Origin of the sequence: Spirosoma panaciterrae DSM 21099 (genome assembly GCF_000374025.1) — a bacterium.
GTDB lineage: Bacteria > Bacteroidota > Bacteroidia > Cytophagales > Spirosomataceae > Spirosoma > Spirosoma panaciterrae.
This window is the reverse complement of sequence record NZ_KB893180.1, coordinates 1-26,817: the sequence shown is the minus strand read 5'-3', so window position 1 is coordinate 26,817 and position 26,817 is coordinate 1. Positions and strand designations below refer to the sequence as shown.

Here is a 26,817-nt window from a genome sequence, read left to right as displayed (position 1 = left end):
TAAGGAAATATTAAAGCATTTTACGTTACAAATGATTGCCTGTTTTTATAACCAATTTACCACCATTTTTCGTAACCTTCGGCAGGTTTCCAAGTTGATTTGGGTTCAAAGTGGTGCCAGATAAGGGCCCCCACAGTACGTAAGAGTTCATAGCCTTCATTCGTTCGCTCCCAGGTCTGGTCCTGCTGATTCTTGGTCATGATGCAATACACATAATCGCCGTGGGGTGCGTGAACCAGTACAACTTCTGATCGTGACTGGTTAACGGCACCGTTCTTGGTGGCTACTTTTACATCAGGTGGAATCTGTGACAGGCCATCGCCATCCCAAAACTGACGGCCTAGGTTTCGGTACATTTCATCGCTGGCATCGGGGCTAACAGCTTTACCCTGTCGAATATAGACCAGCAACTCTGCCATTTCGTGGGGAGTGGTTTGCCCCCAGCCATACTGCGTTCGGTTGGCTTCTCGCCCAGGTGTTCGGGAGTTGACGCGCGTCTGATGAAATCCGTTGGTTTCGAGCCAGGTATTGATAGCAGAGCCGCCACCAGCCAATGCCTGACACCAGAGGCTTCCTGTGTTATCGCTCACTGTTTCCATCAGCATAACCACCTTGCTAAGGGTAATCCTGGCCCCATCTTTTAATGATCCCACGATGCCGTCATCATAATGGAGCGAGTCCTTATAGACCAGTTCCTGATTATAGCTAAGTTCACCCTTATGAATTTTGTCGAATACCCCACATTGAATCGGGATTTTGATCATACTGGCTGTGGGGAATAAGGTGTCAGCATTGATCGAGACACGTTTGCCAGAGCGAATATGGTACACGTACACACCTACATTACCCCGGAAACCAGCGAGCGCCGACTGAAGTTTTCGCTCCAGACGAGTATCGTTTTTGAGCGTTGACTGAGCATACGTGGATAAAGTAGCGCAGATAAGAAGAAAAAAGAGCCGCATTAGGATTGAAAAGGATAAACGAACTTAATATGAGTACGATGGAAGGCTTCGCGTTCATAAAACCGAATGGTATCTGTGCGCTTTTGATTGGTGGTGACTTCCAGGTTTATGAATTGCTCTTGTAAGCCGATTGTTTTCAATGCGGTTATAAGTTGCTGGCCAATCCCCTGATTCCGAACCTCAGGCTGAACAAACAGTTCCTGAATTTCGCCTACCTTACCACCATGATGCAGTAGATACTGGACATGGCAACTAACAAATCCGACCACTTGCCCCTGTTTTTCGGCCACCAGATAGTGAATGGCTGGATTCACCAGATTTTGCTGATAGATGGTGTCAAAAACGCTGGTATCCAGTGTCGTTTCTTCCAACAAACAGATGAACGTATAAATGGCAGGTGCATCGGTCTGTAAGGCCGCACGAATTTGTATCTCATTCACAAAAGTAGATTGGGAGTACACTGGAATTTAAGGAGTACTGGTTTTCTAAAAATGCCTGCTCAAGTTCGTTATTTTTATCTGGTCCGCCGTTTTTTCGTATGAACAAATACATTCTTATGCTTTTTGGTGGTTTATTCGTTGCCTGTTCGGGAAGAAACGCCACCACAGGATCTGAAAATACTAGCTCAAATGACTCTATTTCTGCCGTGACGACAGCAAATCTATACATCAACGACCGGGAGTTTTTGCGGGAACATCATCCCGACCTTATCGAGTTGCGATCGGGAAATGCCAGCGCATTGATCTGCCCAGCTTACCAGGGACGGGTCATGACGAGTACGGCCGATGGCGAAACCAGTTATGGCTGGATTAATTATGACCTTATCAAATCGGGTAAGTTATTGCCCCACATGAACGCGTTTGGAGGGGAAGATCGCTTCTGGCTTGGACCGGAAGGGGGGCAGTTTGCCTTGTATTTTAAAAAAGGGGATCCGTTTGATGGCGATCATTGGCAAACTCCGGCAGCTATTGATTCAGAACCGTTTACCGTTGCTGACTCGTCAAAAACATCGGCTACCTTTACCCGAACGGTTTCATTAACCAACTACTCGGGCACCCGGCTGGATATTGGGATCGAGCGTACTGTTAAACTACTGGACAAAGCAGATATAGAACGCTACCTGTCTGTCCATAGCGATTCCATGAAAGTAGTTGGCGTTCAGTCCGATAACACCATTACCAACAAAGGGAAGCAGGCCTGGACGGCACAAACGGGTATGCCATCCATCTGGATATTAGGCATGATGAATGCCTCTCCTACGTCTACGATCATCGTGCCGTATCGGGAAGGAACGGGCCAGCCTGTCAATGATGCCTATTTTGGTAAAGTCCCGGCGGATCGGTTACGAATAAATAAAACCGTCGCTTTCTTTAAGGCCGATGCTAACTACCGGAGCAAAATAGGGGTTTCGCCTGCCCGTGCCACCAATTGGGTCGGTAGCTACGATGCAACTACGAAAACGCTGACGCTTGTGACGTACGATTTCAATCCGACCGACCGGGCGTATGTGAATTCGGCCTGGGAAATACAAAAAGAACCCTTTTCGGGCGATGTCCTGAACGCGTATAATGATGGCCCTATGAAACCCGGGCAGCCGCAAATGGGGCAATTCTACGAATTAGAATCCTCATCACCAGCGGCCAGCCTTGTTCCGGGAGCCAAACAGCGGCATCGGCATACAACCTTCCACATACAAGGGACAGCACCACTACTCAACCAACTGGCCGAACGGCTTCTGCATACAAACCTGGATGCGCTGAAGTAATCAGGCTAGAATTTCTGTAAAACATCGGATTCGAATAAGTGCCTGCCTTTCAGGCCCTGCTGAGTTGTTTCCAGCATGGCATTGGCCACTTTCGATGCATCGATGGCTTTGTATCTGGCAGGGATAAGCGGGGCAAACAAGCGCATAACACCTGCGCCGATGCGTTCGCCCAGCCGCGATTCGGATCGGTCCCCCAACAGGAGCGAAGGACGAAAAATGAGAAGCGTGGGGAAGTTCAACGCTGCCAGATCGCGTTCCACTTCGCCTTTTACCCGATTATAGAAAATCGAAGAGTCAGCCTTTGCACCCATCGCTGTAACGATGGCGAACTGGCTGGCTCCACTGGCTAAACTGAGCCGGGCAATGTCGAGTGGATACTGATAGTCTACTTTCCGAAACGCTTCTTGGGAGCCTGCTTTTTTGATGGTCGTTCCCAGGCAGCAAAAAATATCATCGGCCTGAGTGAGTAATCCGTTTGGATGATCGAAATCGAAAACCACTTCCTGCAGACGAGGATGCTGCCAGTTCAACGACTTGCGTACCAGTACCTTAACGTTTGAATAAAAAGCCGAGTCTACTAAACGATGAGTCAATAGGTTGCCTATAAGTCCGGTGGCACCGATCACTAAAGCTGTTTTGGGGCTGGGCGTAGTCATGGTAGAGAGGGTATTTTACTAAATTAGTGACTTTGACTCGTTAATAAGGTACAACTGCCTGAAATCTATTTTATGTATCCAGCCTTTTCACGTTCAGCCTGCCTGTTTGTTGGTCTAGTGACCATGTCGATCTTCGCCTTTCGATGGGCAGACGATGAATTTAGTAAACGATTAATTGAGCAGTTTCGCGCGTATAATCGGGCCCGACCTATTGAGAAAGTCTATATTCATACCGATCGGGATGCCTACTTGCTGGGAGAGACTATCTGGCTAAAAGGGTATGTGGTCAATGGTACCAACCACGAAGCCGATACAGTGAGCCGGGTTCTCTACATTGACCTTGTGGACCCACTCGCCAAACGGGTACGACTCCGAACGCAACTTCGTGCTACCAACGGCTACGCACCGGGACAACTGCTCCTGCCCGATTCAATACCCGCTGGGAGCTACCAGCTACGGGGCTATACAGGTTTTATGCGGAATGAGCCTGAAGCGTATTACTTCTACAAAACCCTGACGATTCTTCGAAGCGATGGGGCCATAGACCCTCAAACGAAACAGAATGCCGGGAAACCGGATGTGCAGTTTCTGCCCGAAGGGGGGCAACTGGTCGAAGGTATCGAAAGTCGGGTGGCCTTCAAGGCCGTAGATGCACAGGGGCGAAGCATGAGCCTTGATGGCTTTGTGCTGGATGCCAAAAAAGATACATTGATAGGCTTCACAAGTACGCACCTGGGTATGGGGTATTTTACGTTCAAACCCGAACCCGGCCAAGTATATACAGCCTTTGTCAAACTACCCGACGGACAGATAACGGCTTATCCGCTCCCGGCCTCACAGGCGCAGGGAGCGGTTATGCAGGTTGATAACCTGAGTAATAAAGACCAGATCAAAGTCTATATACGGCATACTAAAACCAGCACCGACCCGACAAAGGTCCTTACACTTTTTTCCCAAACACGGGGCCAGACCGTTCAGGTGGCCCGGATTCCATTGAGCAAGAAAGGGGCGCTGATCCAACTGCCGAAAGCCGATTTTCCTGAAGGCATTGCCCAGTTGACCCTGTTCGACGAAACGCAGAAGCCCATTTGTGAGCGTCTGGTGTTCGTTTCTAAAAATGATCAGATTACGGTAACGCTCGACCCAACGAAAAAAGCGTATAGAAATCGGGAAAAAGTGGAGCTGACGATCACAACGACCAACGCCCAGGGCCAACCTGTACCAGCCAATCTGTCGCTGGCGGCTGTGGATGCCCGGTTAGTGCCCGAAGCTGACTCCAACAGCGCTACTATGGTGTCGCATCTGCTGTTATCGTCCGATCTGACGGGAACCATTGAACAACCCGGCTACTATTTCGATCCCCGTCATACCGATCGCTGGCAACATCTGGATTTGCTGCTGATGACGCAGGGGTGGCGACGGTTTGCCTGGAACGATGTGCTGTCGGGTTCTATTCCTCCGCTCACGTATTCTGCCGAAGGCGGCCTCTCGCTGACGGGCCGAGTGCTTCGTCCAAATCAGAAAGATGTAGGTGGGCCCGCAAAACTGACCTTTATGCTCGTAAGGCGAGATAGTACCCGCGATTTCCTGATTGGTGAAACCGACGAAACCGGCCGTTACGGAGCCTATAACCTCGACTTTACAGACACGACAACCGTTCTGATTCAGGGAATAAAAGGAAAGGCCAACCGCTCGGTATCGATTACCCTCGATCAGTTGCTTACTCCCAAAGTAACCCTGACCAGAATACCCTACAATCCATTGGAGTTCAGGCAGGACGAACTGGCTGAGTTTATTCGCCGGACAAAGGAGTACCAACAAATTGAAGAGCAGATTCGACGAAATGGTGAAGTGCTGTTGCAGGCCGTAACGGTTAAAGCCCGTAAAGAAAAAGAACTTGATTCGCGGGTTATTTACGGAACGCCCGATGCCAGCGTTAAATTCGATCAGACAAATACGTCGGGACGGATGACGATTCTGGATGTGATTCAGGGGCGCGTGGCGGGTGTGAATGTGATTGGCTCCGGTTTTAATGCCCGCGTACAGATTCGGGGGGCAGCGAATTTCAACGGCCCCGTCGACCCGCTGTTTGTGCTGGATGGTATGCCGATGGATTTACAGGCTATTATGGGGATTTCGGTGCAGGACGTTGACCGGGTCGATATTCTGAAAGGTGCATCAGCGGCTATTTATGGCTCACGGGCTTCGGGTGGCGTCATATCCATTCTGACCAAACGAGGGGCTCCAAATTACGATTATACGAAAGATATAACGCCCGGTACATTGATCGCCAAATTGCCGGGGTACGCACCTGTTCGCGAATTTTATGCACCTCGTTATGATGTCAAAAAACCAGAACACGTTCGGCCCGATTACCGCACAACCTTGTTTTGGGCACCCATGATTCAGACCGATGGCCAGGGCAAAGCAACCGTTTCATTCTTTACCTCCGATTCTAAAACGTCTATTCGCTTACAGGCCGAAGGCGCAACCGTCGATGGCAAACCGGGGGTGGGCGTAGGGAATGTCGTGGTTGAGTAAGCGAAACGTTCACCGTTTGGCGGCTGGTTTTCTGTTCCCGGATAGTTTTTCAGATACTATCCGGGAACAGAAAAAGGATTCATCTATTTTCCTGCATTTTTCTTCTCCAGCTCGGCCCGTTGGTCGTCGCGGAGGGTTGGGTATTTGATGCCGAGTTGCTCCAGGTAGGTTTTATACTTCGAAGGGTCGTAATAGAACTGCGCCAGCTTCGGCTTGAATTCGGCCATAATTTTCTTGTTCAGATAAATGGCCGGAATCTCTTTCGTTGAAATCAGAGGTTGGTATTTCGTCTCTTTGGTTTGTTCGTCGGTGTAGTAGGTTTTCGCCTGTTGAATGAGTTCGGGCTTCAGCAGCATATCCAGCAGGGTCATGGCTTCTACTTTGGCACCCGCTACAACGCCTTTATGCGCAATCGGTGTCGCCATCGAAATGGCGTTCGACCAGTGATGACCGGGTAATCCCGGAATATTGGATGGATAGATCAGAACAACCGTCGGGACCGACCACGAAATGTCCGAAATGTCGTCGGAGCCGCCAGTCAGCGGCACCATATTTTGTCCGCCCATCATCACCGTTGGGGCACTGGCGATGGGTGTTCCCAGCGTATCCAGCTTCGTATCCAGACCAGCCAGATTGGGCGACTGCAGTTCTTTTTGGGTTGCTTTGGCCAGTAGCTGATCTTCGGGCGACCAGGTTGGTAAGCCAATCCGCTTGATATTCTGGTACATATCGACGGCTATGGGTTTATTGAAATGGCCTGGCCAGGCCGAACCCAGAATCTCGTAAGTAAATTTGGTGTCAGTCATTAACGCGGCTCCTTCGGCCATTTTGATTCCCTTATCGAACAGGGCCTTGATCTTGGGGTAGGAGCGTTCGCGGAAGTAGTACCAGACCGATGCTTTAGAAGGAACCACGTTGGGTTGGTCGCCACCATCCGAAACCACATAGTGTGAGCGTTGGGTCAATTCGAGGTGTTCACGACGAAAATTCCAGCCGATATTCATCAGTTCAACGGCATCGAGGGCACTTCGACCCCGCCAGGGAGCACCTGCTGCATGAGCCGCCTGGCCTTCAAACGAGAACTTGACCGAGACCATACCATTGTAGCCAATGTCGCCCCAGGCTACGCTGAGGTTGTCGCCCACATGCGTAAAAATACAGGCATCGACATCCTTGAAATAGCCATCCCGAACGTAGAACGCTTTGGCCCCCAATAATTCTTCAGCAACCCCCGGCCACAGCATGAGCGTACCCGACAGCTTGTTCTTTTCCATCAATTGTTTCACTGTCAGCGCGGCTACAATGTTCAGAGCCTGTCCCGAATTGTGCCCTTCGCCATGCCCGGGAGCACCTTCTACGATTGGGTCTTTGTAAGCAACACCGGGTTTCTGGCTGGCTTTCGGAATGCAGTCGACATCGGAGCCAATGGCAATTACGGGTTTGCCCGAACCCCAGGTCGCAATCCAGGCCGTGGGCATACCGGCAATACCTTTCTGAATGGTAAATCCTTCTTTTTCGAGAATGCCGGTCAGATAGGTAAACGATTCTTCTTCCTGAAAACCCAGTTCGGCGAAACTGAACAGCATGTCGTTGATTTGCTGAGCCTGATCTTTGCGTTGCTCAATGGACTTAATCGCTTCCTGTTTAAGCGACTCCAGTTTGCCATCAACGGCCTTCGGACTTTTCCCTTGTGCCCACAACAAGCCAGGAATCAGACAGGCTATGGCAAGTGTTTTTATAAAGCTATTCATGTAAGTTAAGAAAGTATATTTTGATAAAAGGTTGTATGTCCTATAAATATATGGCAAAATTGGCTTTTGATGTAGTTCTGGCCTGTGTATAAATAAGTATATCTGTCACTGATTTTGCATCGATTCATCGTATATGAACCGCTGTTAGAATTCGTGCTGTCGTATGTGATTTGTTTTTTGTAGATTTGATTATGACGGATTTTACGACAATCAATACGTTTTATGGCCGGATTCAGCAACCACTTCAGCCACTGAGCGGGGAGGCCGGTCATTTTAATGTCTTTCGGATCGAAGATGTCTTGTCTCCAGATCATAAGCAGTCGAATTATAGTCGACGTAATTTCTTTAAAATCAGCTTAATTACAGGTCGGAATCGCATTTTCTACGCCGATAAAACCTTTGACATTGACGGAACAAGCCTGGTTTTTACCAATCCGATGGTACCGTATTTATGGGAGCGAATCACAGAAGCACAAACTGGCTATATCTGCATTTTTACCGAAGCGTTTCTGAGTAAAATGGGAGAAGTGAACTCCTTCCCGATTTTTCAGTATACAGAATCTGGGGTGCTCATGCTGCCTGAAACGGATGCTGTATTCTTCCAGGATTTGTTCGTACGTATGGAAGCAGAACTGCTTGGTAGCTATACCTTCAAATACGACCTGATTCGTAATTTATTGATGGAAGTTATTCACGGTGCCCAGAAGCGGCATCCGGTTGAGGCATCAACCCCCGCTCAATCTAATGCCAGCGAGCGTATTACTGCCATTTTTCGGGAACTGCTGGAGCGTCAATTTCCCATCGACCTTTCCAATCAGGTGATTCAATTAAGTACCCCATCCGCTTTTGCCCAGCAGCTAAACATTCACGTCAACTACCTTAATAAGGCGTTGAAAGAGCAAACCGGCCAGACGACAATCCAGCTCATCAACGACCGAATTTTGCAGGAGGCCAGGGTTCTCCTCAAAACCACTGACTGGACCATCAACGAAATTGCCTGGAGCCTTGGATTTGAAGAGCCTAATCATTTCACCACTTTTTTCAAAAAGCGAGTGGGTGTTACGCCTAAGGCATTCAGGATAGATTGATTTTTGTAGTTTTTGGTTTTGTTTTTATAACCCTTGCCTTTGCCTTTCGTCGGACCTTTGCTACCATAAAATCAGATGATTATGTGGACAACAAGCAATATGCCTGATCAGACGGGCAAAACCGTGATTATAACGGGCGGTAATACGGGTATTGGCTATGAAACAGCCCTCGCTCTGGTGAAAGCCGGGGCTGCTGTAACGCTGGCCTGCCGTGATCTGGAAAAGGCTGACAAAGCCGCCGAAGCTATCCGGCAACAAACTGAAAGGGGCTCTGTTGAAACGGCTGTCCTGGACTTGGTCAGCTTGAAATCAGTTCAACAATTTGCCGAACAATTTAATAAAACGAACAGCAAACTCGATGTACTGATCAACAATGCTGGGGTAATGTACTGCCCCGAACTGAAAACCGAAGAAGGGTTTGAACTTCAATTCGGTGTCAATTTCATCGGGCATTTTGCCCTGACTGGCTATTTATATCCACTACTCAGGGCAACACTCGGTTCGCGCGTGGTCACGGTGAGTAGCATGGCCTATCTGCGCGGGCAGATCAATTTTGATAACCTACATTCCGAGCAGTCGTATGATGCCGCTCGCGAATATAGCCAAAGTAAGCTGGCAGATATTCTTCTGTCTCGTGAACTGGACCGCCGAAGTAAACAGGCAGGTGATTCGGTATTGTCAGTTGCTGCTCAGCCTGGAGCCAACAGCACCGAATTATCTAGACATATGAATCAGGAGGATTTTGCGGCTGCTGTACAACGTGTTGGCGCGTTGATGGAACCCTGGCAGGGTGCTCTGCCCAGTCTGTATGCAGCTACCATGCCCGATGTACAGGGAGATGATTTCTATAGTCCGCACGAAGACGGTGGCTATCGAGGGTATCCAGTTAAGTTTGCTTACGCCGACAATGCTCAGGACGAAGCTACAGCCGCCCGCTTATGGGATTTGGCGCAGCAGACAACGGGGATCTATTTTCCGGCTTAAAAGTGCCTAGCATTGCGGCCTTTTAAACAAACTATATTCCGCCTTTTCAACAAAGCTGGCAGCGATGTCAGCTTTTAGTTTTGCCATCAAAAAGAAAACAATGGAAAGGCAAAATCAAACAGTGTTGGTCACGGGAGGCTCCGGTTTTATTGCTTCGTATTGCATCATACAACTCTTGCAGTCTGGCTATACCGTCCGGGCTACATTACGTTCGTTAAGCAGGTCGGATGAGGTTCGGGATATGTTGAAAACCGGCGGAATTAATTCTTTTGACTCGCTATCATTTATAGAAGCTGACCTTGTCAGTGACAAAGGGTGGCACGAAGCAGCAGCCGGTTGTGCCTATGTGCTGCACGTTGCGTCACCAACGCCTAAGATCGATGCAAAGTCCGAAGATGATTTCATTCGACCCGCTCGTGAGGGCGTCTTGCGGGTGTTGCGAGCTGCCCGTGATGCTGGCGTAAAGCGAGTTGTTCTAACATCAGCGTTTGGCGCGATTGGTTTCGGTACGAACAAAGCCACACCCTATACCGAAACTGACTGGACAGATCTGGCAAACGACGTTCCCCCTTATCAGAAATCCAAAACATTGGCCGAACAGATCGCTTGGGATTTTATTGCCAAAGAAGGGGGGGGATGGAGTTGTCGACGGTGAATCCTACTGGTGTGCTGGGCCCTGTTTTATCGGCTGATTATACGCATTCGATTCAAATCATTCACCGGATGCTCAATGGTGAATTGGCGGGCTGTCCTAAAATAATCTCTGGATATGTAGACGTGCGTGACGTAGCATCGCTACACCTCAACGCGATGACGTCACCGAAAGCAAATGGTGAACGGTTTATTGCCGTCGCAGGGGAGTCGATTTCATTACTGGATATAGCAAATATCATACGGGCTCGCTTGGGTAAACAGGCCGATAAAGTGCCTACTCGCGAACTACCCAACTGGTTGATCCGGATCGTAAGCTGGTTTAATCCGGAGGTCCGATTGATTCTTCCGCATTTGGGATTAGTCAAACGGGCCAGTAACGAAAAAGCCCGCCATTTACTGAACTGGCAACCCCGTTCCAATAAAGAGGCTATTGTCGCCAGTGCCGAAAGCTTAATTCGGTTACAGCTTGTAAAATAATCACTTTGTAAGCCATAGGGCAGATGCTAACGTTTGGAGAAAACCTTTTAAAAATGTACTATACCCTCTGAACAAAATCAGCCACTTTGTTTCGAATTCAGGAAAGGCAACGGATACTTATTAAGCTGCTCAGAACGGTGTAAAAAATAGTTCAGTGCCTACTTTTATTGTATGGAATATTCGGGAGCCCAAACCAGAGCAAGCGTATTTTTGTCCTGTATCAGGGAAAGACACCACAGTCGGGAGGTGATTCTGTCGCAACATGCGCTGGTACATATCTTTTCAGGGACGATTAGCATTGCGTACAGCCAGCATACACATACTTTTCAGGTTGGCGATACGATTCTTATACCGCGTAATCAGTTAGGCAGAATGGCTAAGTTTCCGGCTGACAAGGGTCCATTCAAATCCATTTCGGTGTTGTTGCCCGAAGAATTGCTTCGAAAATTCTATGCAGTTCATCCAGTCGCTACATCCCAGCATAACTGGTCGAAACATCATGTAGTTACTAAGCATCCAGTACTCGATGGCCTATTTCAGTCGCTATTGCCTTATTTCGACATAACAGATGTACTGCCTGCCGATATGGCTGATATAAAAGTGCAGGAAACGTTAACTCTTTTGCAGGCGTTCGATCAGCAGGCGACTCAGATTCTCAGCTCGTTCGAAGAGCCTGGCAAAATTGACTTGGCTGATTTCATGGAGCAGAATTTTATGTTCAATCTTCCCCTGGAAAAATTTGGCTACCTGACAGGCCGAAGCCTGACGACGTTCAAAAAGGATTTCAAAAAGATCTTCAGCATAACGCCCGGCCGATGGCTAACCCAAAAACGGTTGGAACTCGCTTACTATCAGATTGCTGTAAAAAAGAGAAAACCGTCTGATGTGTATATTGACGCGGGCTTTGAAAACCTGTCGCATTTTTCTTACGCCTTCAAAAAGCAATTTGGCTATAGTCCAAACAGCCTACCGGAATCCTTAGCTGTGGGATAGCCCATCTATTGTTAACGTGTCGAAAGTATGGTTTTATAAAAGTCATTTCTAACATAACAAGGTAAAATAGAATCGGCCTTCGGCTTTCCAGAGGTCAGGAAGCCGAAGGCCGTTTTCTGATAATCCATTCGGTTTAGGACGCCCCCACGATCTTCATGTTGATTGGGTCCCAGCTAACGATTTTCTTCTGGTAATAGCTCATGTTGCCACACTGCGTTGGCCCACAGGCTCTTAACCCAAAGGTGGCATCTTCTACGTTCGGTGCCCCTGTTCGGATCGAGTTGAAGAAATTGACGAAGTGCTCGTAGCGGTCGCCTTTGTATTCTTTCGGGAATGCGTACTTGAACTCCTTCGGACCAACCAGTTCGGGCTTTTGCGGATACAGTTTGTTGTATTCAGCAATGTAGAGTTCCTTCTGGTCTTTCGGGAAATTATCAATCGACATACCCGGCTCTTTCGGGAATTTGTTCCGGTGAACGGTCAGACTGTCGAATCCAAGCGACAGGTCACCTTCCGTACCCACCAGCCGAACCAGGTAATTGCCACCGCCACCGTCTTCGAAGTTCGAGCGGGTAGTCAGGTTAAATTCGGGATGTTCGGCTGTTTTGGGGTAGTCGTAAATGCTCAGTTGAATATCGGGTACATCACGGCCATCTTTCCAGTAGCGGGTGCCGCCCGTAGAGTATACGCGTGTAGGGCCTTTAGAGCCCGTGATGCAGTGGAGCGATGTCAGCAGGTGAACGTACAAATCACCGGCAATACCCGTACCATAGTCGATGTAGTTCCGCCAGCGGAAAAAACGGAGTGGGTCCCAGGGGCGTTTGGGGGCGCTGCCCAGATAGGTATCCCAATCAACCGTTTGGGGAGAGGCATCGGGTGGAACCGAGTATTGCCAGGCTCCCTGTGCACTATGACGGTCATAAATGGCTTCGACAAACACCAGTTCGCCGATGTCGCCTGCTTTGAGCAGTTCACGCGCTTTGGCAATGAGCAACGAACTGGCAAACTGGCTACCAACCTGAAATACTTTACCCGTTTCTTTGGCGACTTTGATCAGCGTATGCCCATCTTCAAACTTCTGCACCATCGGCTTTTCGCAGTATACGTGCTTGCCTTTGCGCATGGCATCGGATGAGATTTTTTCATGCCAGTGGTCAGTCGTGCCGTTGATGATGGCATCGACATCGCTACGTTCCAGAATCTGGCGGTAATCTTTGGTAACAGCGAGGTTTTCGCCCCAAAGCTCTTTGGCCCGGCGTAAGCGGCCATCGTATAGGTCGCAGGCAGCCACCATTTCGACCCCATTGACCATGAGCGCCGTTTGGGTATCGCCCATACCCATACCGCCGGTACCAATGAGGGCAATACGTACTTTGTCATTGGCTGCGGTACTGCTATGGCTTCGCACCAGATTCAGGTACTGCGGAATAACGGCATTGGATGAGGTCGTTTCGGCTAAGGCGGCTGGGGCAGCAGCAGCGGCTGTACCCGCTAAGCCAAGGGTTTTCAGAAACGACCGCCGTGACGATTGAGAATCGTTGTTTGGTGAAGTCGCCTGTTTGTTGTTTTCCATGTACGATTAAGATAGGGGAAAATAAAATTTTTTAAAAATAAGCGAAATCAGGTGATTTTTAGCAAACAGGTTCGAAGCAGGGAAGGAGCGACTCCTGATTACGGCCTTTCTACTTCTACTGAGTTTCTCTGTTTTAGGACTAGTTACGACCCTCCAAATTGATTAACCAGTTGCCAGCCTGCAAATGGCTTTACGGTTCCGCAGGTTGGTGTGCCATCTCTACCCGTTCCTGGAACTTGTGTTTCCAGGATTTGATCGGGATTGAGAGCGGCCTGCTCAAGAAGATGCCATGTAATGGACAAGGGGACTTTCAGGCGTCGGCTCCATTCGGAATCGTGCTGACCGGCGGCTGTGCCAATATCCAGATACACAAAACGTCCGCCGGGAGGGCCTTGTACAAAGGGGCCCAACAGAGTGGGCAACGGGTCGGTAGAAGCCTCGCCTTTTACGCGTACCGTAAACGAGAATACCAGGTCGTGTGTAGTCGACCGTTGTGTCTGGATGGTCTGGTAGGTGTGGCCGCTTCCTTGTTGTAAGCCAAAATCGACACCCATCGGAGGCTTCACCAGCACAATTCGCAGCGGTAATTCCTGTAGCATGTTATCGCTTTTTAGCCTGCTCCTGCATCAATTTCAGCGTTCGATTCTTCCGGACACCATACTGGACGATCTCGGTAAGAAGGTCAGTTGGTATAGGTGCGTCGAGTGGAATATGAATGGCTGATTTCGTCATCGTATAGGCACTGAGCCGCTCTTTGAATTCTTTCAGGATGGCGGGCACGACATAGATGCCGTAATGATGTTTGGCAGCCGCAAACCAGATCAATTTACCATCCGATCGGTAACCCGGCATCTGGTAACTGATGATTTCTTCGGCATCAGGAGCGGCCTGCCGGATAATCTGCCGGATTTGCTGTAAGGTAGCGTGGGTCGATTCGGGTTGGGACGCAATGTACTCATCGACAGTAGCGAATTGAGTTTTAGTAGACTTATCCATTAGTATAGTTTGTCAGAACATTATAAGCAGTTCGTTATCCGCTTTTCCTCATCGAATACCTAAGCTTCTTTGTATCATTGACCTAATTCCTGACATTCCTTATGAAAAGAACCGTTTTACTTGTATTGATTGGTTGGGCCACCCAGAGCCTGACTGTTGCGCAGAATGCACCTTTGCCAACCATTGGACAGATCATCAAAACTGATCCGCGATTCGATAAATTGATTCCGGCCGAAGCTAAAATAGAGGTGCTGGCCAGCGGATTTGTCTGGACCGAAGGGCCAATCTGGGTAAAAAATGAGGCTTTTTTACTCTTTTCGGATGTTCCGCAAAACACCATTTATAAATGGACCGACAAAGAAGGAGTTACGCCCTTTATGAAGCCTTCCGGCTATACGGGGGTGGGGCCTTATGGAGATGAACCCGGTTCCAACGGGTTAACGATCGACAAACAGGGGCGTCTGATTGCGTGCGAGCATGGCGACCGACGCGTAACGGCTATGCCACTCAATAGTCCGGGGGGGAAACGCACGCTGGCGGATAACTACAACGGCAAACGGTTCAACAGCCCCAACGATGTGGTGGCTCACTCCAATGGGAGCTATTATTTCACGGATCCACCCTATGGAATGCCTAAAAAAGAGAAAGACCCCACGCGGGAAACGGATGGGTTTGGGGTGTATCGAATAGGCCCTGAGCGGGCAGGTGTACCCGGGCAGGTATCCATTGTGGTGAGCGATTTGAGCCGCCCGAATGGGATTGCGCTCTCGCCCGACGAGAAAATTCTGTATGTGGCGCAGTCAGATCCGATGCGTCCGGTAGTGATGGCCTATCCCATACAGGCCGATGGATCGGTTGGGAAAGGTCGGATGGTGTTCGGGCCGGAGCAAATGAAGAAACAAGGCCTGGAAGGTGGGTTCGACGGTATGAAAGTAGACCGCGATGGTAACCTGTGGGTAACGGGTGGAAAAGGCGTACTGGTGATGGCACCTACCCAGGGAACCGGCCCCTACGACCTACTGGGTCATATTAAAGTAGGAGCTGATACGGCCAACTGCGCCTGGGGCGATGATGGTACCACACTTTATATTACCGCCGATATGTACCTCTGCCGGATTCGTACGTTTGCTAAAGGATGGTGAAGATTTGATGATGAATTATGAATGAAGAATGATTTACACGATAGCGATCAATTCCTCATTCATAATTCATAATTCATCATTAAATTTGTGTAGAGTACATAGCTTGATTGAACGGAGTATATTCTCATGTTAGAGAATCGGAGATGGGTCATTATTGGCATCTTTTGCTTAGTGGGTTTAGTTTATCTGACCCGCTTGTTTTATTTACAGGTTCTGGACGATACCTATTCGCTGGGAGCGTCGAAGAACTCCATTAAACGGGTGGTCGAAATCCCATACAGGGGCCAGATTTACGACCGGAATAACCAGTTAATCGTTTACAATACACCTGTTTACGACTTATACGTCACGCCCAAGCAGGTTCGTATACCCGATACGGCGGCTTTCTGTCGGATGATGGACATCTCCCGGCCCGAATTCGATAGCATTATGGGATTGGCGGTGAATTACTCCCGCGTCAAACCGTCGCTGTTTTTACGGCAGCTTTCTAAAGAAGATTTTGCCCGTATTCAGGATGCTCTGGTCGATTATCGGGGCTTTGAGCCCGTGATCAGTTCCATGCGGACCTATCCCGCCCATACACTCGCCAATGCGTTGGGATATGTGAGCGAAATCAGCAAAAAACAACTCGACAATCAGGATATTGTCTACTACCGACAGGGCGATTACATTGGACACAATGGCCTGGAGGAGCAGTATGAAGAGCAGTTGCGCGGCAAGCGAGGGGTGAAATTCATGATGCAGAACGTGCATGGTGTAAACAAGGGCTCCTGGAAGAATGGCGCATTTGATACGTTAGCCGTAGCCGGTCAGAATTTGATTACCGGCATCGATGTAGAGGTTCAGAAATATGCCGATAGCCTGATGCAGAATAAAGTCGGGGCGGTGCTGGCTGTGGAACCGTCGACAGGCGAAATTCTGGTATCGGTATCGGCACCTACCTACGACCCGAACATGTTGTCGAGCCGGTTCTTTTCGAAAAACTACCGGGCTTTGCTCAAAAATCCATACAAGCCGCTGATCAATCGTCCGGCCACGGCCAGCTATCGGCCTGGCTCCACGTTCAAACTGATTCAGGCGCTGATTGCTCAGCAACAGGGCACCTTATTCCCCAATACCGTATATGGACATGGAGGGTCGCCCATGCGGTGTCACTGCCGAGGGGGCAACAACCTGCGGGGAGCCGTACAGAACTCCTGTAACCCGTATTTCTACAATGTGTTCCGCAAGTTTATCTATCATAATGGCGAGCACAACGTCTTCAAATCGTCGGCTATTGGTTTGCGGGAATGGCACGACATGGTCGAAAAATTCGGTATAGGTGATCGACTGGGGGTTGATTTGCCTTTCGAACGGAAAGGGAATTTGCCCACACCCGAATACTACGACAAAGCCTATCGGGGGGCACTACGCTGGAAATTTTCGAATGTGTACTCGCTCAGTATTGGCGAAGGTGAACTGCTGATTACCCCTATGAAACTGGTGAACCTGGCGGCTACCATTGCCAACCGGGGGTGGTATATTACACCACACTACATCAAAGGCTTTGGAAAAGTAGGGGTGGGCGTTCCGTCAGAATACAGCGTGAAGCACCAGACTGATATTGATTACAAATATTATCTGCCCGTCATCGATGGGATGCGCGGTGCTGTAGCGCATGGTACCGTAACCCCTTTGGCCAATATTGCTGGTATTGATTTATGTGGCAAAACCGGAACGGCTCAGAACGCTAAGTTTGGCCATAAATATGACCACTCGATCTTTATTGGTTTCGCTCCGATGAACGACCCTAAAATTGCCGTAGCGGTGTTTGTTGAAAATGCTGGCTGGGGCGGAAAAGCAGCAGCTTCGGTGGCAGCGCTGGTGGCCGAACGATACCTGAAACGCAAGACCGAAGCTACCGTTTTGGATGCCCAGGTGAAAGCGTCGAATTATATGCCACCCGCTCAATTCCTCTTTGATGCCAAGAAGCCAGTGACACCAAAGAAGGACAAAGACACTACACAGAAACCAGCAGCTCCGAAACCCCTGATGACGGCTACCAAACCGAAAGCTGTGACGATAACCGGAGCGTCAGGAAATTAATCAAGTTTGCGATTTTCAGGGTATGGAGGGCTCGCGCGTGTCCGTAGTTTCGTGCATCAGCCTTCCGCAATTTGAAAACCGTAAATCATACACTGAAAACCGAATTAAACATTGGCTCGCCAAAACGACCCCTTTTCGCAAAATATTGACTGGCTTACGCTGCTGCTCTATCTATGCCTCGTAACGCTGGGGTGGCTCAATGTGTATGCCGCTGTATATACTCCTGAGTTCCATACAAGTCCTTTCGATATGTCGACCAATGCCGGAAAGCAATTGATGTGGATCGGTACAACGGTGATTCTGATTATTTGTATTCTGGTAGTGAACCACACGTTTTTCGATACGTTCGCGTTCGTCTTTTACGGGTTTATGATTCTGATGCTGATTCTGGTACTTGTAGCCGGAAGCAATATCAACGGATCGCGGTCGTGGTTTAAGTTTGGCTCATTTCAGATTCAGCCTGCCGAGTTTACAAAAGTGGCAACGGCGCTGGCCCTGGCAAAATACCTCGATGTGCCGGGAATCAACCTGAGCAAACAGAAGGATTTGCTTTACGTAGCAGGGATCATTATTCTGCCTTGTTTGCTCATTATTGCTTCCAACGAAACGGGCTCAACGCTTGTATTTGCTTCCTTTGCTATTATGCTGTATCGGGAGGGCCTGCCCAGTTGGATGCCGGCAGTTGGTTTAAGCGCCGTAGCTTTGTTTATCCTGGCCCTCATATTTCCTAAGCTGTATATTTTTATTGGCATCGGTGTATTGGCAGTATTGGTGATTCTGATTATGCCACGCTACAACCGAACGTTGGCTAACTTACTGGCGATAGGCGTAGTCGGGATCGGGATGATGATCTTCGTAACGGGGGTTGACTTCTTCGTAAACAATGTGCTCCAGAAGCACCAGCGTAATCGTATCAAAGTACTGGTTGATCCTACCATCGACCCGCTCGGCGTAGGCTGGAACGTTACCCAGGCTAAAATTGCCATCGGTTCAGGCCGATTACAGGGAAAAGGGTTCCTGGAAGGTACTCAAACCAAATTCGACTTCGTACCCGAGCAAAGCACCGACTTTATTTTCTGTACAATCGGTGAAGAACACGGGTTTATTGGCGCATTGGTTGTCATCTCTCTGTTTGTGGCTTTGTTGATACGCATCGTCATTCTGGCCGAAAAACAGCGGACCAAATTTGCGCGGGTGTATGGCTACTGTGTGGCGGGTATTATCTTTTTCCACATAATGGTCAACATTGGCATGACCATTGGCCTCATGCCCGTTATCGGGATTCCATTGCCTTTCTTTAGTTATGGTGGCTCGTCGCTCTGGTCGTTCTCGATTTTGCTGTTTATTTTCCTGAAACTCGACTCCCGTCGGGTAGCCTTTACCCGTCGGTAAACCGTTTACGAACTTCATTTCTTTGACAGAAGCAGAAAAGCTTTATCTTTAGCCAATTGATTTACAGCTATTTGTGAGTCAATTTTGGTCTAATGTGAATCAATCTGCTTCTATATGGAATCAACGGCTACACTTCCCGTCATTGCAGCATCTGATCAGCCTGCTATCCAGCCGGTAGCCCTTACCGAGCGCATCAAAACCATCGATATTGTACGGGGCATGGCTCTGCTGGGTATTCTGCTGATGAATATCCCATTTTTTGGCCGGGCGTTTCAGCTCGAAAGTGAGCCCTTGCTACGCCCGGGCAGTACCGACTATAACGTCTTTGCCGTAGTTACGGTCCTGTTCGAAGGAAAGATGCGCGCCTTATTTTCCATGCTCTTCGGAGCGGGTATCCTTATTTTTACAAGCCGTAAGGAGGAAAATAGTCTGGGTAGTTCGGCCGATTTCTTATACCGTCGGTTGTTGTGGATGGTATTGTTTGGGGTTATTCACGAGTATATCCTGATGTGGGTAGGCGACATTTTGTTCGATTACGCCATCTGTGCTTTGTTTCTGTTCCCGTTCCGTAAACTAAGTCCTCGTCAGTTGCTGCTTTGCTCACTGATATGCCTGTCGATCAACGGCATAAAGCGGGAACGTCAGCAGATCGAATTCCGGGGTAAATACGAGCGATATCAGCAGGTAATGGTGCTGGAAAAAGCGCACAAAAAACTGACCGACGAGCAGAAAAAAGACAAGGAGACCTGGGAAAAGATTGTCAAGGAGTCGAAGCCGGATAGGAAAGAAGTAGCTGAGTTCAATCAGAAGATGCGTTCTGATTATGCTACCGTCTATAAAACGCTGGAGCCGGATAATATTCGCTTCCACTCCACGTATCTGTACCTCTACCTGTGGGATAACCTGTGTATGATGTTTCTGGGAATGGCGTTGTTTAAGTTAGGTTTCTTCTCGAATAAACTGACTACCCGGACGTACTGGCTGACTTTATTGGGGGGGTATGGAATGGGGTTGCCTTTAAGCGCTCTGGGGATGTTTCTGGTACAGCAACGGCTACTCGATCCCGTACACTACACCCAGCAATGGGTGTCTCCTGCACTGGGCTATGATTTGCAGCGGGGACTTGTGGGAATCGGTCACGCCAGTTTACTCATGCTGATGTATCGCTCGCAACTTTTTCCCTGGCTGATGAAGGCGCTGGCCAATGTGGGGCAGATGGCTTTCAGTAATTACATCCTGCAAACCATCTGTTGTACGCTGTTTTTCAATGGCTATGGCCTGGGATATTTCGGCAAACTGGATTATCACCAGTTGTATTATGTAGTGGCCGGAGTGTGGGTGATTAATCTGGTTTGCAGTGCTGTCTGGCTGCAGTTTTATCGGTTCGGTCCGCTCGAATGGGGCTGGCGCAGTCTGACCTACTGGCAGAGGCAGCCCATCCGGAAATAACTATAAATTAGGGTAATCAGGGAAAGTCGGGCTGATGCGATTCGTTCGTTGGCATCAGCCCGACTCTCTTTTTATGCCTTGCCTGAATAGTTTTTGCTTACAATCAAGGCAATAGGTAATCCAACGCAGACCATCAGGATACCCATACCAATGGCCACTTTCGATAGCTCAAAAGGAGCCATTTTGATGTGGCTTGCCGGAATAACGATCAGGTTCATAATGACCCAAACCGGGATGCCATATAATAACCCCATCGCAGTTGGGTTGTCGATGAATCGGCGTAATAATGGATAAATTGCGTAAAACAGAGAAGCGAACGAAAAGGCAATAAAAAAATGGAAAGCTAACCCCCAGAAAATCATAGAGGGGCCATTGGTCAATGCGTCTGGACCGAAAGCCCCACTGGCTACATATTTCCAGACAACCAACGGATCGTTACCACCCCGAACCAGCACCATCATCATGGCGGCCAGGGCATCTAAAATACCGGCTACTATACCCGCCCGGAGAATGATACGGATAGGTTTGGTGCCGGTGTAGGAAGGGCTAGAACTGCGCATAACTAATTGATTAAATAAGAGGGTTTACGAATAGGATATAAGTAGGGTAAGATAGTGATAAGTTTAGGTATGAATAGTATTTTCTACGGAGTAACCCGGTGAAGGGTCAGGCGCGTTTGTTTGCCGAAACGCGGATCGGCACTGCTCCAAAAGCTGGAGCCATCTTTCCGCCGATAGCTAAAGTCAAGTTTACAGGTCAGCTCATTGTTGTACCAGCGTCCATCCTGCCCGAACAAAAGATAGAACGTCGGCTTTTCGAAATTGCGGCTGGTTTCGGTATCGAACGTAAGCTTGATTCGATGGTAATCGTCTTTGTCAACTGAACCGTTGACCGCATACATTTCGCGGCCCAATCGGCTAACAACTATAGCCTGTCCATCAAACGAACGTTTGGAGGCACCCGTTCGACGACGACCTTTCCGACGACCACGAAAGGATAAAGCCCTGCTCCATCGTTTGGCATCCGGTTCTGGATCGAATATCGTAAGCTCAATGGTTTTGGCGATGTTATCCGGATCGACATACTGCCCCTTCCAGTGGCCGACCAGTAGCGGAGCGGAGGTACTATAAGCCCAGGGACGTTGATAGCGGTCGAAAAACATGCTGCCATAGAACGACAGAACCCCTAATCCCAGCAGAACCAGCAAGAGTAAAGCCAAACTGAACAGACACCCCCTGGGCTTTTTCATTGGAATACCCATTAAATCCGCTGATAGACAATCGTCATACGCTGTGCTTTGGTGGGGTTAGGCATTTTAGGGTTGTCGGCATAGTTGAACGTCCAGGTCATTGTGCCTCCTTTTACGTCCACATCATAAGTAGCTGGTGGAATCTCTTTCATCGTGGTCGTCACCAGCACTTTATGGCCGTTCATGGTCCATTTACCACTGGCATTCATGGATTCGATGGTCTTTTTTAAGGTTCCACAAGCATCGGGGACATTGGTTTTCATCGTACCATCTGCCCCGAAGGTGTAGGTCATTTCTTTGGTGCAGGGCATGTTGGTCTCCATCATTTTGTGCATATCGGTCGATTTGCCGGAGCTTTCAACCAACGTCATGGCTGTCCGCTTCCAGGTGCCGGTTATTGTGTCGAAGGTTGGGCGAAATGCGGTGCCAAAGAGGGCAATCAGCGTCGTGAAGATGAGTGAACGGTACATTCGAAATCGGGTTTATTGGTTAAGTGGCTGCAAACTAAATTGCCGTTCAATACAGGAAACAAATCCTTGATTGAACGGCAATTCGGTCGAGTTGATGAGCTGGCTGTGGTCGAACCACTAGAGCAGCGACATCGGATAGGCAAATAGATCGTTAGAGCGCTACTTTAGTAGATAGCAGGACTGGCAACACCGGGAAGTTGTGTGGTAATTGGATAGAATCGGAAAACCGTATTGCTGAATTGGTAAACGATAGTAAAGATTGGGTTGCCATTGGCTCACAAGAGGATCTATTTGAGTGACGCAATAAATTATGAAGTAAAATTCAGCGATCTCCTGGTAAGAATCTATACCCCTTTTGGGGTATTTGGACTGTAGGAAGTGTACATTACCTTCGTATATATTGTCAATAACCCGACAAACAGTCAACATAAGTTGTATGGCTTTTAAACTGCTGACAAAATATCCCGTGAGTCGGGTATTGGGATTGGTATGGTTCGTTGTTCTTGGCAGGTCTTTGTGGGGTAATGCACAAAATACATCCCTTCGTTTCGAGCATTTGTCTGTAAATCAGGGTCTTTCTAATCCTATTGTACACGCCATGCTTCAGGATAGTCGTGGCTACCTTTGGTTTGCTACCGACAATGGTCTTAATAAATACAACGGCTACACGATTACAACCTATCAGAAGATACCGGGTGATACGACATCACTTGTGAGCAATGTCATATACCAATTGATGGAGGATAAAGAAGGCTCCATCTGGCTGGGTATGGCCGGGCAGGGGCTTTGTAAACTGGACCCTCATACTGAAAAATTTACGGCTTACGGCCCTAATCCGCATACCCTTAGCCAGGGCACTATTTTTACGATGGGCGAGGATCAGGACGGGGGCATCTGGGTGTCGAACTGGCGGGATGAGCTGCGACGATTCGACAAAAAAAGCGGTACGTTTTCTTCGATCAACTACGCCAGCCTTCTGGCCGAACGCAAAGAAGGCAAGCTCGTGACGCCAGTTGTTATTGCTGTGTATAGCGATCGGAGAAAAACAATCTGGGTTTGTAGCGAACGCGGGTTGCACCGGATGAATCTGAAGTCGGGTGGGCCTGGTAAGTCGCCAGAGGTTAGCTTTACAACGTACCGACATAATCCGGCCAATCCGCACAGTTTGAGCCACGATCAGGTATGGCGGGTTTATGAAGATCGTGCAGGACGCTTTTGGGTAAACGCCCATAATGGTCTGAATCGCTTCGACCCCAAAACGGGAATGTTTACCTATTATAAATACCCCTCCGATTCCTCTTCGGTGATTAAGGCGGCTATTACCGAGAAGCCAATCTACATGGTCGATGATCAGCAGGGTAATCTCTGGATGGGTACTCCCGATCATGGCCTCATTAAATTCGACCCGAAAAAAGAACACTATACCCAATTGTTGCCCGATCCGGCTGATCCGGCCAGTTTGAGTAGCGACCACATCCGATCCATGCTCATTGACCGATCGGGCCTATTATGGGTTGGCACCTGGGGCGAAGGAATCAATAAAGCCAATACGGGTAACCAGTCGTTTACGTTTTACCGTCCTTTGCCTTACCGGCCGCATTCGTTAAGCTATAAGTTTGTCAGTTTCATCGTTGAAGACCGATACGGAACGATCTGGGTCGGAACGGGGGATGGGCTAAACCGAATGAACAGGCAAACTGGTGAGTTTGTCCATTACCGACACCAGCCCGGAAACCCCGGAAGCTTGCCGAAGCGTAATGCCGAAGCCATGCTCGAAGATCGGGAAGGAAATATATGGGTGTCCAGCAATGGTGAGTTCACTCGTTTTGATCGGCAGACGGGTACATTCGACTGCCTTACCTGCAATCCAAGGCGCTATCCGGGATTGGGGGATAATATTCAGATTCTTACCATGTACCAGGACCGGCAGGGGGTATTGTGGCTGGGTACCACCAATGGCGTCAAGGTGTTTAATCCGAAGACGGGGCAGGTTGTTCATTATGCGTACAATCCAAAAGATACAACCGGTATCAGCGAAGCGTATGCTATGGCCCTTCTGGAAGACAACCGGGGAAATATCTGGATTGGTACAGACAGCCGGGCATTGAACCGACTGGATCGGAAAACCGGGCGCTTTACGCATTATCGCCCCAATCGGCTCAAACCGGGCACAATTTCGTCTGATGGTGTGTCGAGTATTTTTCAGGATTCAAAAGGCAACCTGTGGTTCGGAACCATTGGCGGAGGGCTATGTCGATTCGACTACGCAACAGAAACGTTTCAGGTATTCACCAAAGCCGATGGCCTGGCCGACAATTCTGTTTTTTCCATTGATGAAGATAATGAGGGACAATTATGGCTGGGGACTTATAAAGGGCTGTCGCGGTTTTCGTACAAAACCCGAACCTTTCGTAATTACGAAGTGAACGATGGGGTACAAAACAATGCCTTTCGGAGGCCGCACTGTAAAGGGAAGGATGGAATGCTTTATTTTGGGGGCGACGATGGGTTTACGGCTTTTGACCCTCGAAAATTAACCAGCAACAGGCACATTCCTCCGATTGTGATTACGCAGATAAAACTCTTCGACAAGCCGCTGCCTGGAGCCGAACTTAGCTCGACAATCGATCTGGATTACAACGAGAATTTTCTTTCGTTTGAATTTGCCGCACTGGATTATATCAATCCAGCCAAGAACCAATATGCGTATCAGTTGGCAGGATTGGACCGACAATGGATTTACAGTGAATCAAGGCGGTACATTAGTTATACCAATCTTGAGCCGGGAACCTACACATTTCAGGTTAAAGGGTCCAACAACGATGGCCTATGGAATCAGAAGGGAACGTTTATCAGGGTCACTATTCACCCACCCTGGTGGCAAACTACCTGGTTTCGGCTAGTAGCCGCTATTGGGTTGATCCTGTTGGTCATACTGGCTATACGGATTTATACCCAGACAAGGCTTCGTCGGCAACGTCAGGAGTTAAAGCGGGTGTTGCAGGCCCAGGAAGAAGAACGACAGCATCTGGCTGCGGACCTTCATGATGATTTAGGGGCTACCTTATCGGTTATCAAAGGGCAATTACAATCAATCCATGATCCCCTGGGGAGCCTGGCAACGCCTGTTCAATTGATGGATAAAGCCATTGTTGATCTACGCCACATCTCCCATCATCTGATGCCGCCCGAGTTTAGTAGACTGGGTCTGGCCGAGTCCATTCAGGAAATTATCCGACGGGTTGAAACCCGGTCCGACATTCGGTTTCTGTTTATCAAATACGGGCAGGAACGTTCGTTGGGCAACGAAGCTGAGCTGACCATTTATCGCATCGTGGTGGAGTTGATCAATAATGCCATCAAGCATGCCAAAGCGCGGAATATTACGGTTCAGTTGATTTTTTACCCGAAACACGTATTTTTATCGGTCGAAGACGATGGGCAGGGCTATCCGGCTGGCGAGTCGGGTAGGGGGTCTGGCATTGGATTGCGAAATATTCGCTCCCGCGTGGCTTACCTGAAGTCGAAAGTACAAATAGACTCTGGTGAGCGGGGAACCACTGTTACGCTGGATATTCTACTTTGATGCGTGTTTTGTATGCTTCCAGATGTTCGGTTTAGTACGATTCTGATTGCTGACGACCACCAGCTATTCAATGAAGGGCTACGAACTTTGCTGACGTTTGATGGATCATTGTTCAGGGTAGTGGGGCAGGTTTACCAGGGAAATGACGTGATTCCGGCCATCCACAAATTAAACCCGGCCATCGTTCTGATGGATATAAACCTGCCTAATCGCAATGGAATCGACCTTTCCCGGCAGATCGTTCGCGAGTTTCCGTCGGTTCGGATCGTGATCATCTCCATGTACAGCTACCAGAAGTTTGTCGATGAGCTACAGGAGATCGGTATATCCGGTTATTTACTGAAAAGTGCCTCGCAGGAAGAACTCGTGCGCTGTTTGAATCAGGTGAGTAACGGGATGACCTACTTCGATCCAAAATTAAAAGCGGCTAGTCCGCATCAGGAAGACGAATTCATCAGGCGTTTTAAACTGTCGCCCAGAGAACTGGAAATTATCGTTCTGATCAAACAGGGACTGGCAACGCCCGATATTGCCCGGCGGCTCTTTCTGGCCGAAGATACGGTAAAGACGCACCGGAAGAACATCTATTATAAGCTCGATATTACGAATGTAGCCGAGCTTATCCAGTTTGCGAACGAACAGGGTCTATAAATATAGCTTAGCCGATTTGCAGGGATTTAATGCACTGTAATAAAAGATTTGCTGCATTTTTCTGTCATTCTATGTTTGTAGCAGTCCTTTTGAGTGCCTCCGTCGGTAGACTATCTTTTGTCAAGGGTCACCAAGACCGCTCGGAATGCGAGTCGCCGACGGAGGTTTTCAACCGCCAGCTTGAACAGTTCGTGGGGCATAAAGCCCGAATAAAGAATCGATAAGCATCAGCGGTAAACGCCTTAATCAACTACGCCTATGAACACCATCTATGTCGGTATTGACATCGCCAAGACCAGTTTCACCCTGGCTATACCCCAACCCAATGGGCGATTCCTGGATTATACCCTGGC

Annotated in this window: 23 protein-coding genes; 13 read left to right on the top strand and 10 right to left on the bottom strand. The window is 48.8% G+C overall.

Features of this window, described 5'->3' with window-relative positions:
- Positions 1-56 precede the first annotated feature (56 nt).
- Entirely contained in the window at positions 57-962 is a 906-nt protein-coding gene (locus B153_RS0111235; RefSeq protein WP_020596804.1) for a serine hydrolase, read from the bottom strand.
- Positions 962-1,402: a GNAT family N-acetyltransferase gene (locus tag B153_RS0111230; protein ID WP_245564867.1), complete on the bottom strand. Its 441-nt coding sequence runs from the start codon at positions 1,400-1,402 to the stop codon at positions 962-964. The genes B153_RS0111235 and B153_RS0111230 overlap by 1 nt, the downstream gene beginning before the upstream one ends.
- 206 nt (positions 1,403-1,608) lie before the next feature.
- Here B153_RS0111230 and B153_RS0111225 point away from each other — a divergent pair, with 206 nt between their 5' ends.
- A complete protein-coding gene (locus B153_RS0111225) occupies positions 1,609-2,727 on the top strand; it encodes a DUF6786 family protein (RefSeq protein ID WP_245564866.1) in 1,119 nt (372 codons plus the stop codon).
- A gap of 5 nt (positions 2,728-2,732) precedes the next feature.
- Here B153_RS0111225 and B153_RS0111220 read toward each other — a convergent pair whose 3' ends face one another.
- A complete protein-coding gene (locus tag B153_RS0111220) occupies positions 2,733-3,383 on the bottom strand; it encodes an oxidoreductase (protein WP_020596801.1) in 651 nt (216 codons plus the stop codon).
- 72 nt (positions 3,384-3,455) lie between these two features.
- Here B153_RS0111220 and B153_RS0111215 point away from each other — a divergent pair, with 72 nt between their 5' ends.
- Positions 3,456-5,924: a TonB-dependent receptor plug domain-containing protein gene (locus B153_RS0111215; protein ID WP_020596800.1), complete on the top strand. Its 2,469-nt coding sequence runs from the start codon at positions 3,456-3,458 to the stop codon at positions 5,922-5,924.
- 83 nt (positions 5,925-6,007) lie between these two features.
- On the opposite strand, the gene B153_RS0111210 is transcribed toward B153_RS0111215, so the two are convergent.
- The gene (locus tag B153_RS0111210) at positions 6,008-7,675 is read right to left on the bottom strand and encodes an amidohydrolase (protein ID WP_020596799.1); all 1,668 of its coding nucleotides are present in this window, start codon (positions 7,673-7,675) and stop codon (positions 6,008-6,010) included.
- 191 nt (positions 7,676-7,866) lie between these two features.
- On the opposite strand from B153_RS0111210, the gene B153_RS0111205 reads away from it, so the two are divergent.
- The 5 genes from B153_RS0111205 (at position 7,867) to B153_RS0111190 (ending at position 11,871) form a co-directional block, all read left to right on the top strand.
- A complete protein-coding gene (locus B153_RS0111205; protein ID WP_026262075.1) occupies positions 7,867-8,763 on the top strand; it encodes a helix-turn-helix domain-containing protein in 897 nt (298 codons plus the stop codon).
- Positions 8,764-8,844: 81 nt separating this feature from the next.
- Positions 8,845-9,747 (top strand): oxidoreductase, encoded by a 903-nt coding sequence (locus tag B153_RS0111200; protein ID WP_026262074.1) that lies wholly within the window; start codon positions 8,845-8,847, stop codon positions 9,745-9,747.
- Positions 9,748-9,847: 100 nt separating this feature from the next.
- Positions 9,848-10,402 carry an NAD-dependent epimerase/dehydratase family protein gene (locus B153_RS38545; protein ID WP_245564865.1) on the top strand — a complete coding sequence of 185 codons (555 nt, stop codon included), beginning with the start codon at positions 9,848-9,850 and terminating at the stop codon, positions 10,400-10,402.
- A complete protein-coding gene (locus tag B153_RS38540) occupies positions 10,399-10,878 on the top strand; it encodes a Rossmann-fold NAD(P)-binding domain-containing protein (RefSeq protein ID WP_245564864.1) in 480 nt (159 codons plus the stop codon). The genes B153_RS38545 and B153_RS38540 overlap by 4 nt, the downstream gene beginning before the upstream one ends.
- 171 nt (positions 10,879-11,049) lie before the next feature.
- Positions 11,050-11,871 carry a helix-turn-helix domain-containing protein gene (locus B153_RS0111190; protein ID WP_026262073.1) on the top strand — a complete coding sequence of 274 codons (822 nt, stop codon included), beginning with the start codon at positions 11,050-11,052 and terminating at the stop codon, positions 11,869-11,871.
- A gap of 133 nt (positions 11,872-12,004) precedes the next feature.
- Here the strand turns inward: B153_RS0111190 and B153_RS0111185 are convergent, their stop codons facing one another.
- The 3 genes from B153_RS0111185 to B153_RS0111175 all read right to left on the bottom strand — a co-directional run bounded on the left by B153_RS0111185 (position 12,005) and on the right by B153_RS0111175 (position 14,440).
- Positions 12,005-13,444 (bottom strand): Gfo/Idh/MocA family protein, encoded by a 1,440-nt coding sequence (locus B153_RS0111185; RefSeq protein ID WP_020596794.1) that lies wholly within the window; start codon positions 13,442-13,444, stop codon positions 12,005-12,007.
- 143 nt (positions 13,445-13,587) lie between these two features.
- A complete protein-coding gene (locus B153_RS0111180; protein ID WP_020596793.1) occupies positions 13,588-14,043 on the bottom strand; it encodes a DUF5990 family protein in 456 nt (151 codons plus the stop codon).
- Between the two features lies 1 nt (position 14,044).
- Positions 14,045-14,440, bottom strand: coding sequence for an iron chaperone (locus B153_RS0111175; RefSeq protein WP_020596792.1), 396 nt, complete (start codon positions 14,438-14,440; stop codon positions 14,045-14,047).
- Between the two features lie 101 nt (positions 14,441-14,541).
- Between B153_RS0111175 and B153_RS0111170 the strand changes: the two genes are divergently transcribed.
- The 4 genes from B153_RS0111170 (at position 14,542) to B153_RS0111155 (ending at position 20,508) form a co-directional block, all read left to right on the top strand.
- Positions 14,542-15,582, top strand: a complete 1,041-nt coding sequence (locus B153_RS0111170) for an SMP-30/gluconolactonase/LRE family protein (protein ID WP_020596791.1) — start codon at positions 14,542-14,544, stop codon at positions 15,580-15,582.
- 126 nt (positions 15,583-15,708) lie between these two features.
- Positions 15,709-17,667 (top strand): peptidoglycan D,D-transpeptidase FtsI family protein, encoded by a 1,959-nt coding sequence (locus tag B153_RS0111165; protein ID WP_026262071.1) that lies wholly within the window; start codon positions 15,709-15,711, stop codon positions 17,665-17,667.
- A gap of 111 nt (positions 17,668-17,778) precedes the next feature.
- Positions 17,779-19,059, top strand: coding sequence for a rod shape-determining protein RodA (gene rodA / locus B153_RS0111160; RefSeq protein ID WP_020596789.1), 1,281 nt, complete (start codon positions 17,779-17,781; stop codon positions 19,057-19,059).
- A gap of 114 nt (positions 19,060-19,173) precedes the next feature.
- Entirely contained in the window at positions 19,174-20,508 is a 1,335-nt protein-coding gene (locus B153_RS0111155) for a DUF418 domain-containing protein (protein WP_020596788.1), read from the top strand.
- A 71-nt stretch (positions 20,509-20,579) separates the two neighbouring features.
- Here the strand turns inward: B153_RS0111155 and B153_RS0111150 are convergent, their stop codons facing one another.
- The 3 genes from B153_RS0111150 to B153_RS0111140 all read right to left on the bottom strand — a co-directional run bounded on the left by B153_RS0111150 (position 20,580) and on the right by B153_RS0111140 (position 22,227).
- Positions 20,580-21,068, bottom strand: coding sequence for a hypothetical protein (locus B153_RS0111150; protein ID WP_020596787.1), 489 nt, complete (start codon positions 21,066-21,068; stop codon positions 20,580-20,582).
- Positions 21,069-21,151: 83 nt separating this feature from the next.
- Positions 21,152-21,757, bottom strand: coding sequence for a hypothetical protein (locus B153_RS0111145; protein WP_157634644.1), 606 nt, complete (start codon positions 21,755-21,757; stop codon positions 21,152-21,154).
- An 11-nt stretch (positions 21,758-21,768) separates the two neighbouring features.
- A complete protein-coding gene (locus tag B153_RS0111140; RefSeq protein WP_020596785.1) occupies positions 21,769-22,227 on the bottom strand; it encodes a lipocalin-like domain-containing protein in 459 nt (152 codons plus the stop codon).
- Between the two features lie 436 nt (positions 22,228-22,663).
- On the opposite strand from B153_RS0111140, the gene B153_RS0111135 reads away from it, so the two are divergent.
- Positions 22,664-25,813 carry a ligand-binding sensor domain-containing protein gene (locus tag B153_RS0111135; RefSeq protein ID WP_020596784.1) on the top strand — a complete coding sequence of 1,050 codons (3,150 nt, stop codon included), beginning with the start codon at positions 22,664-22,666 and terminating at the stop codon, positions 25,811-25,813.
- Positions 25,814-25,825: 12 nt separating this feature from the next.
- On the top strand, positions 25,826-26,464 hold the full coding sequence (locus tag B153_RS0111130) for a response regulator (protein ID WP_020596783.1): 639 nt from the start codon (positions 25,826-25,828) through the stop codon (positions 26,462-26,464).
- The last annotated feature ends 353 nt before the right edge of the window (positions 26,465-26,817 follow it).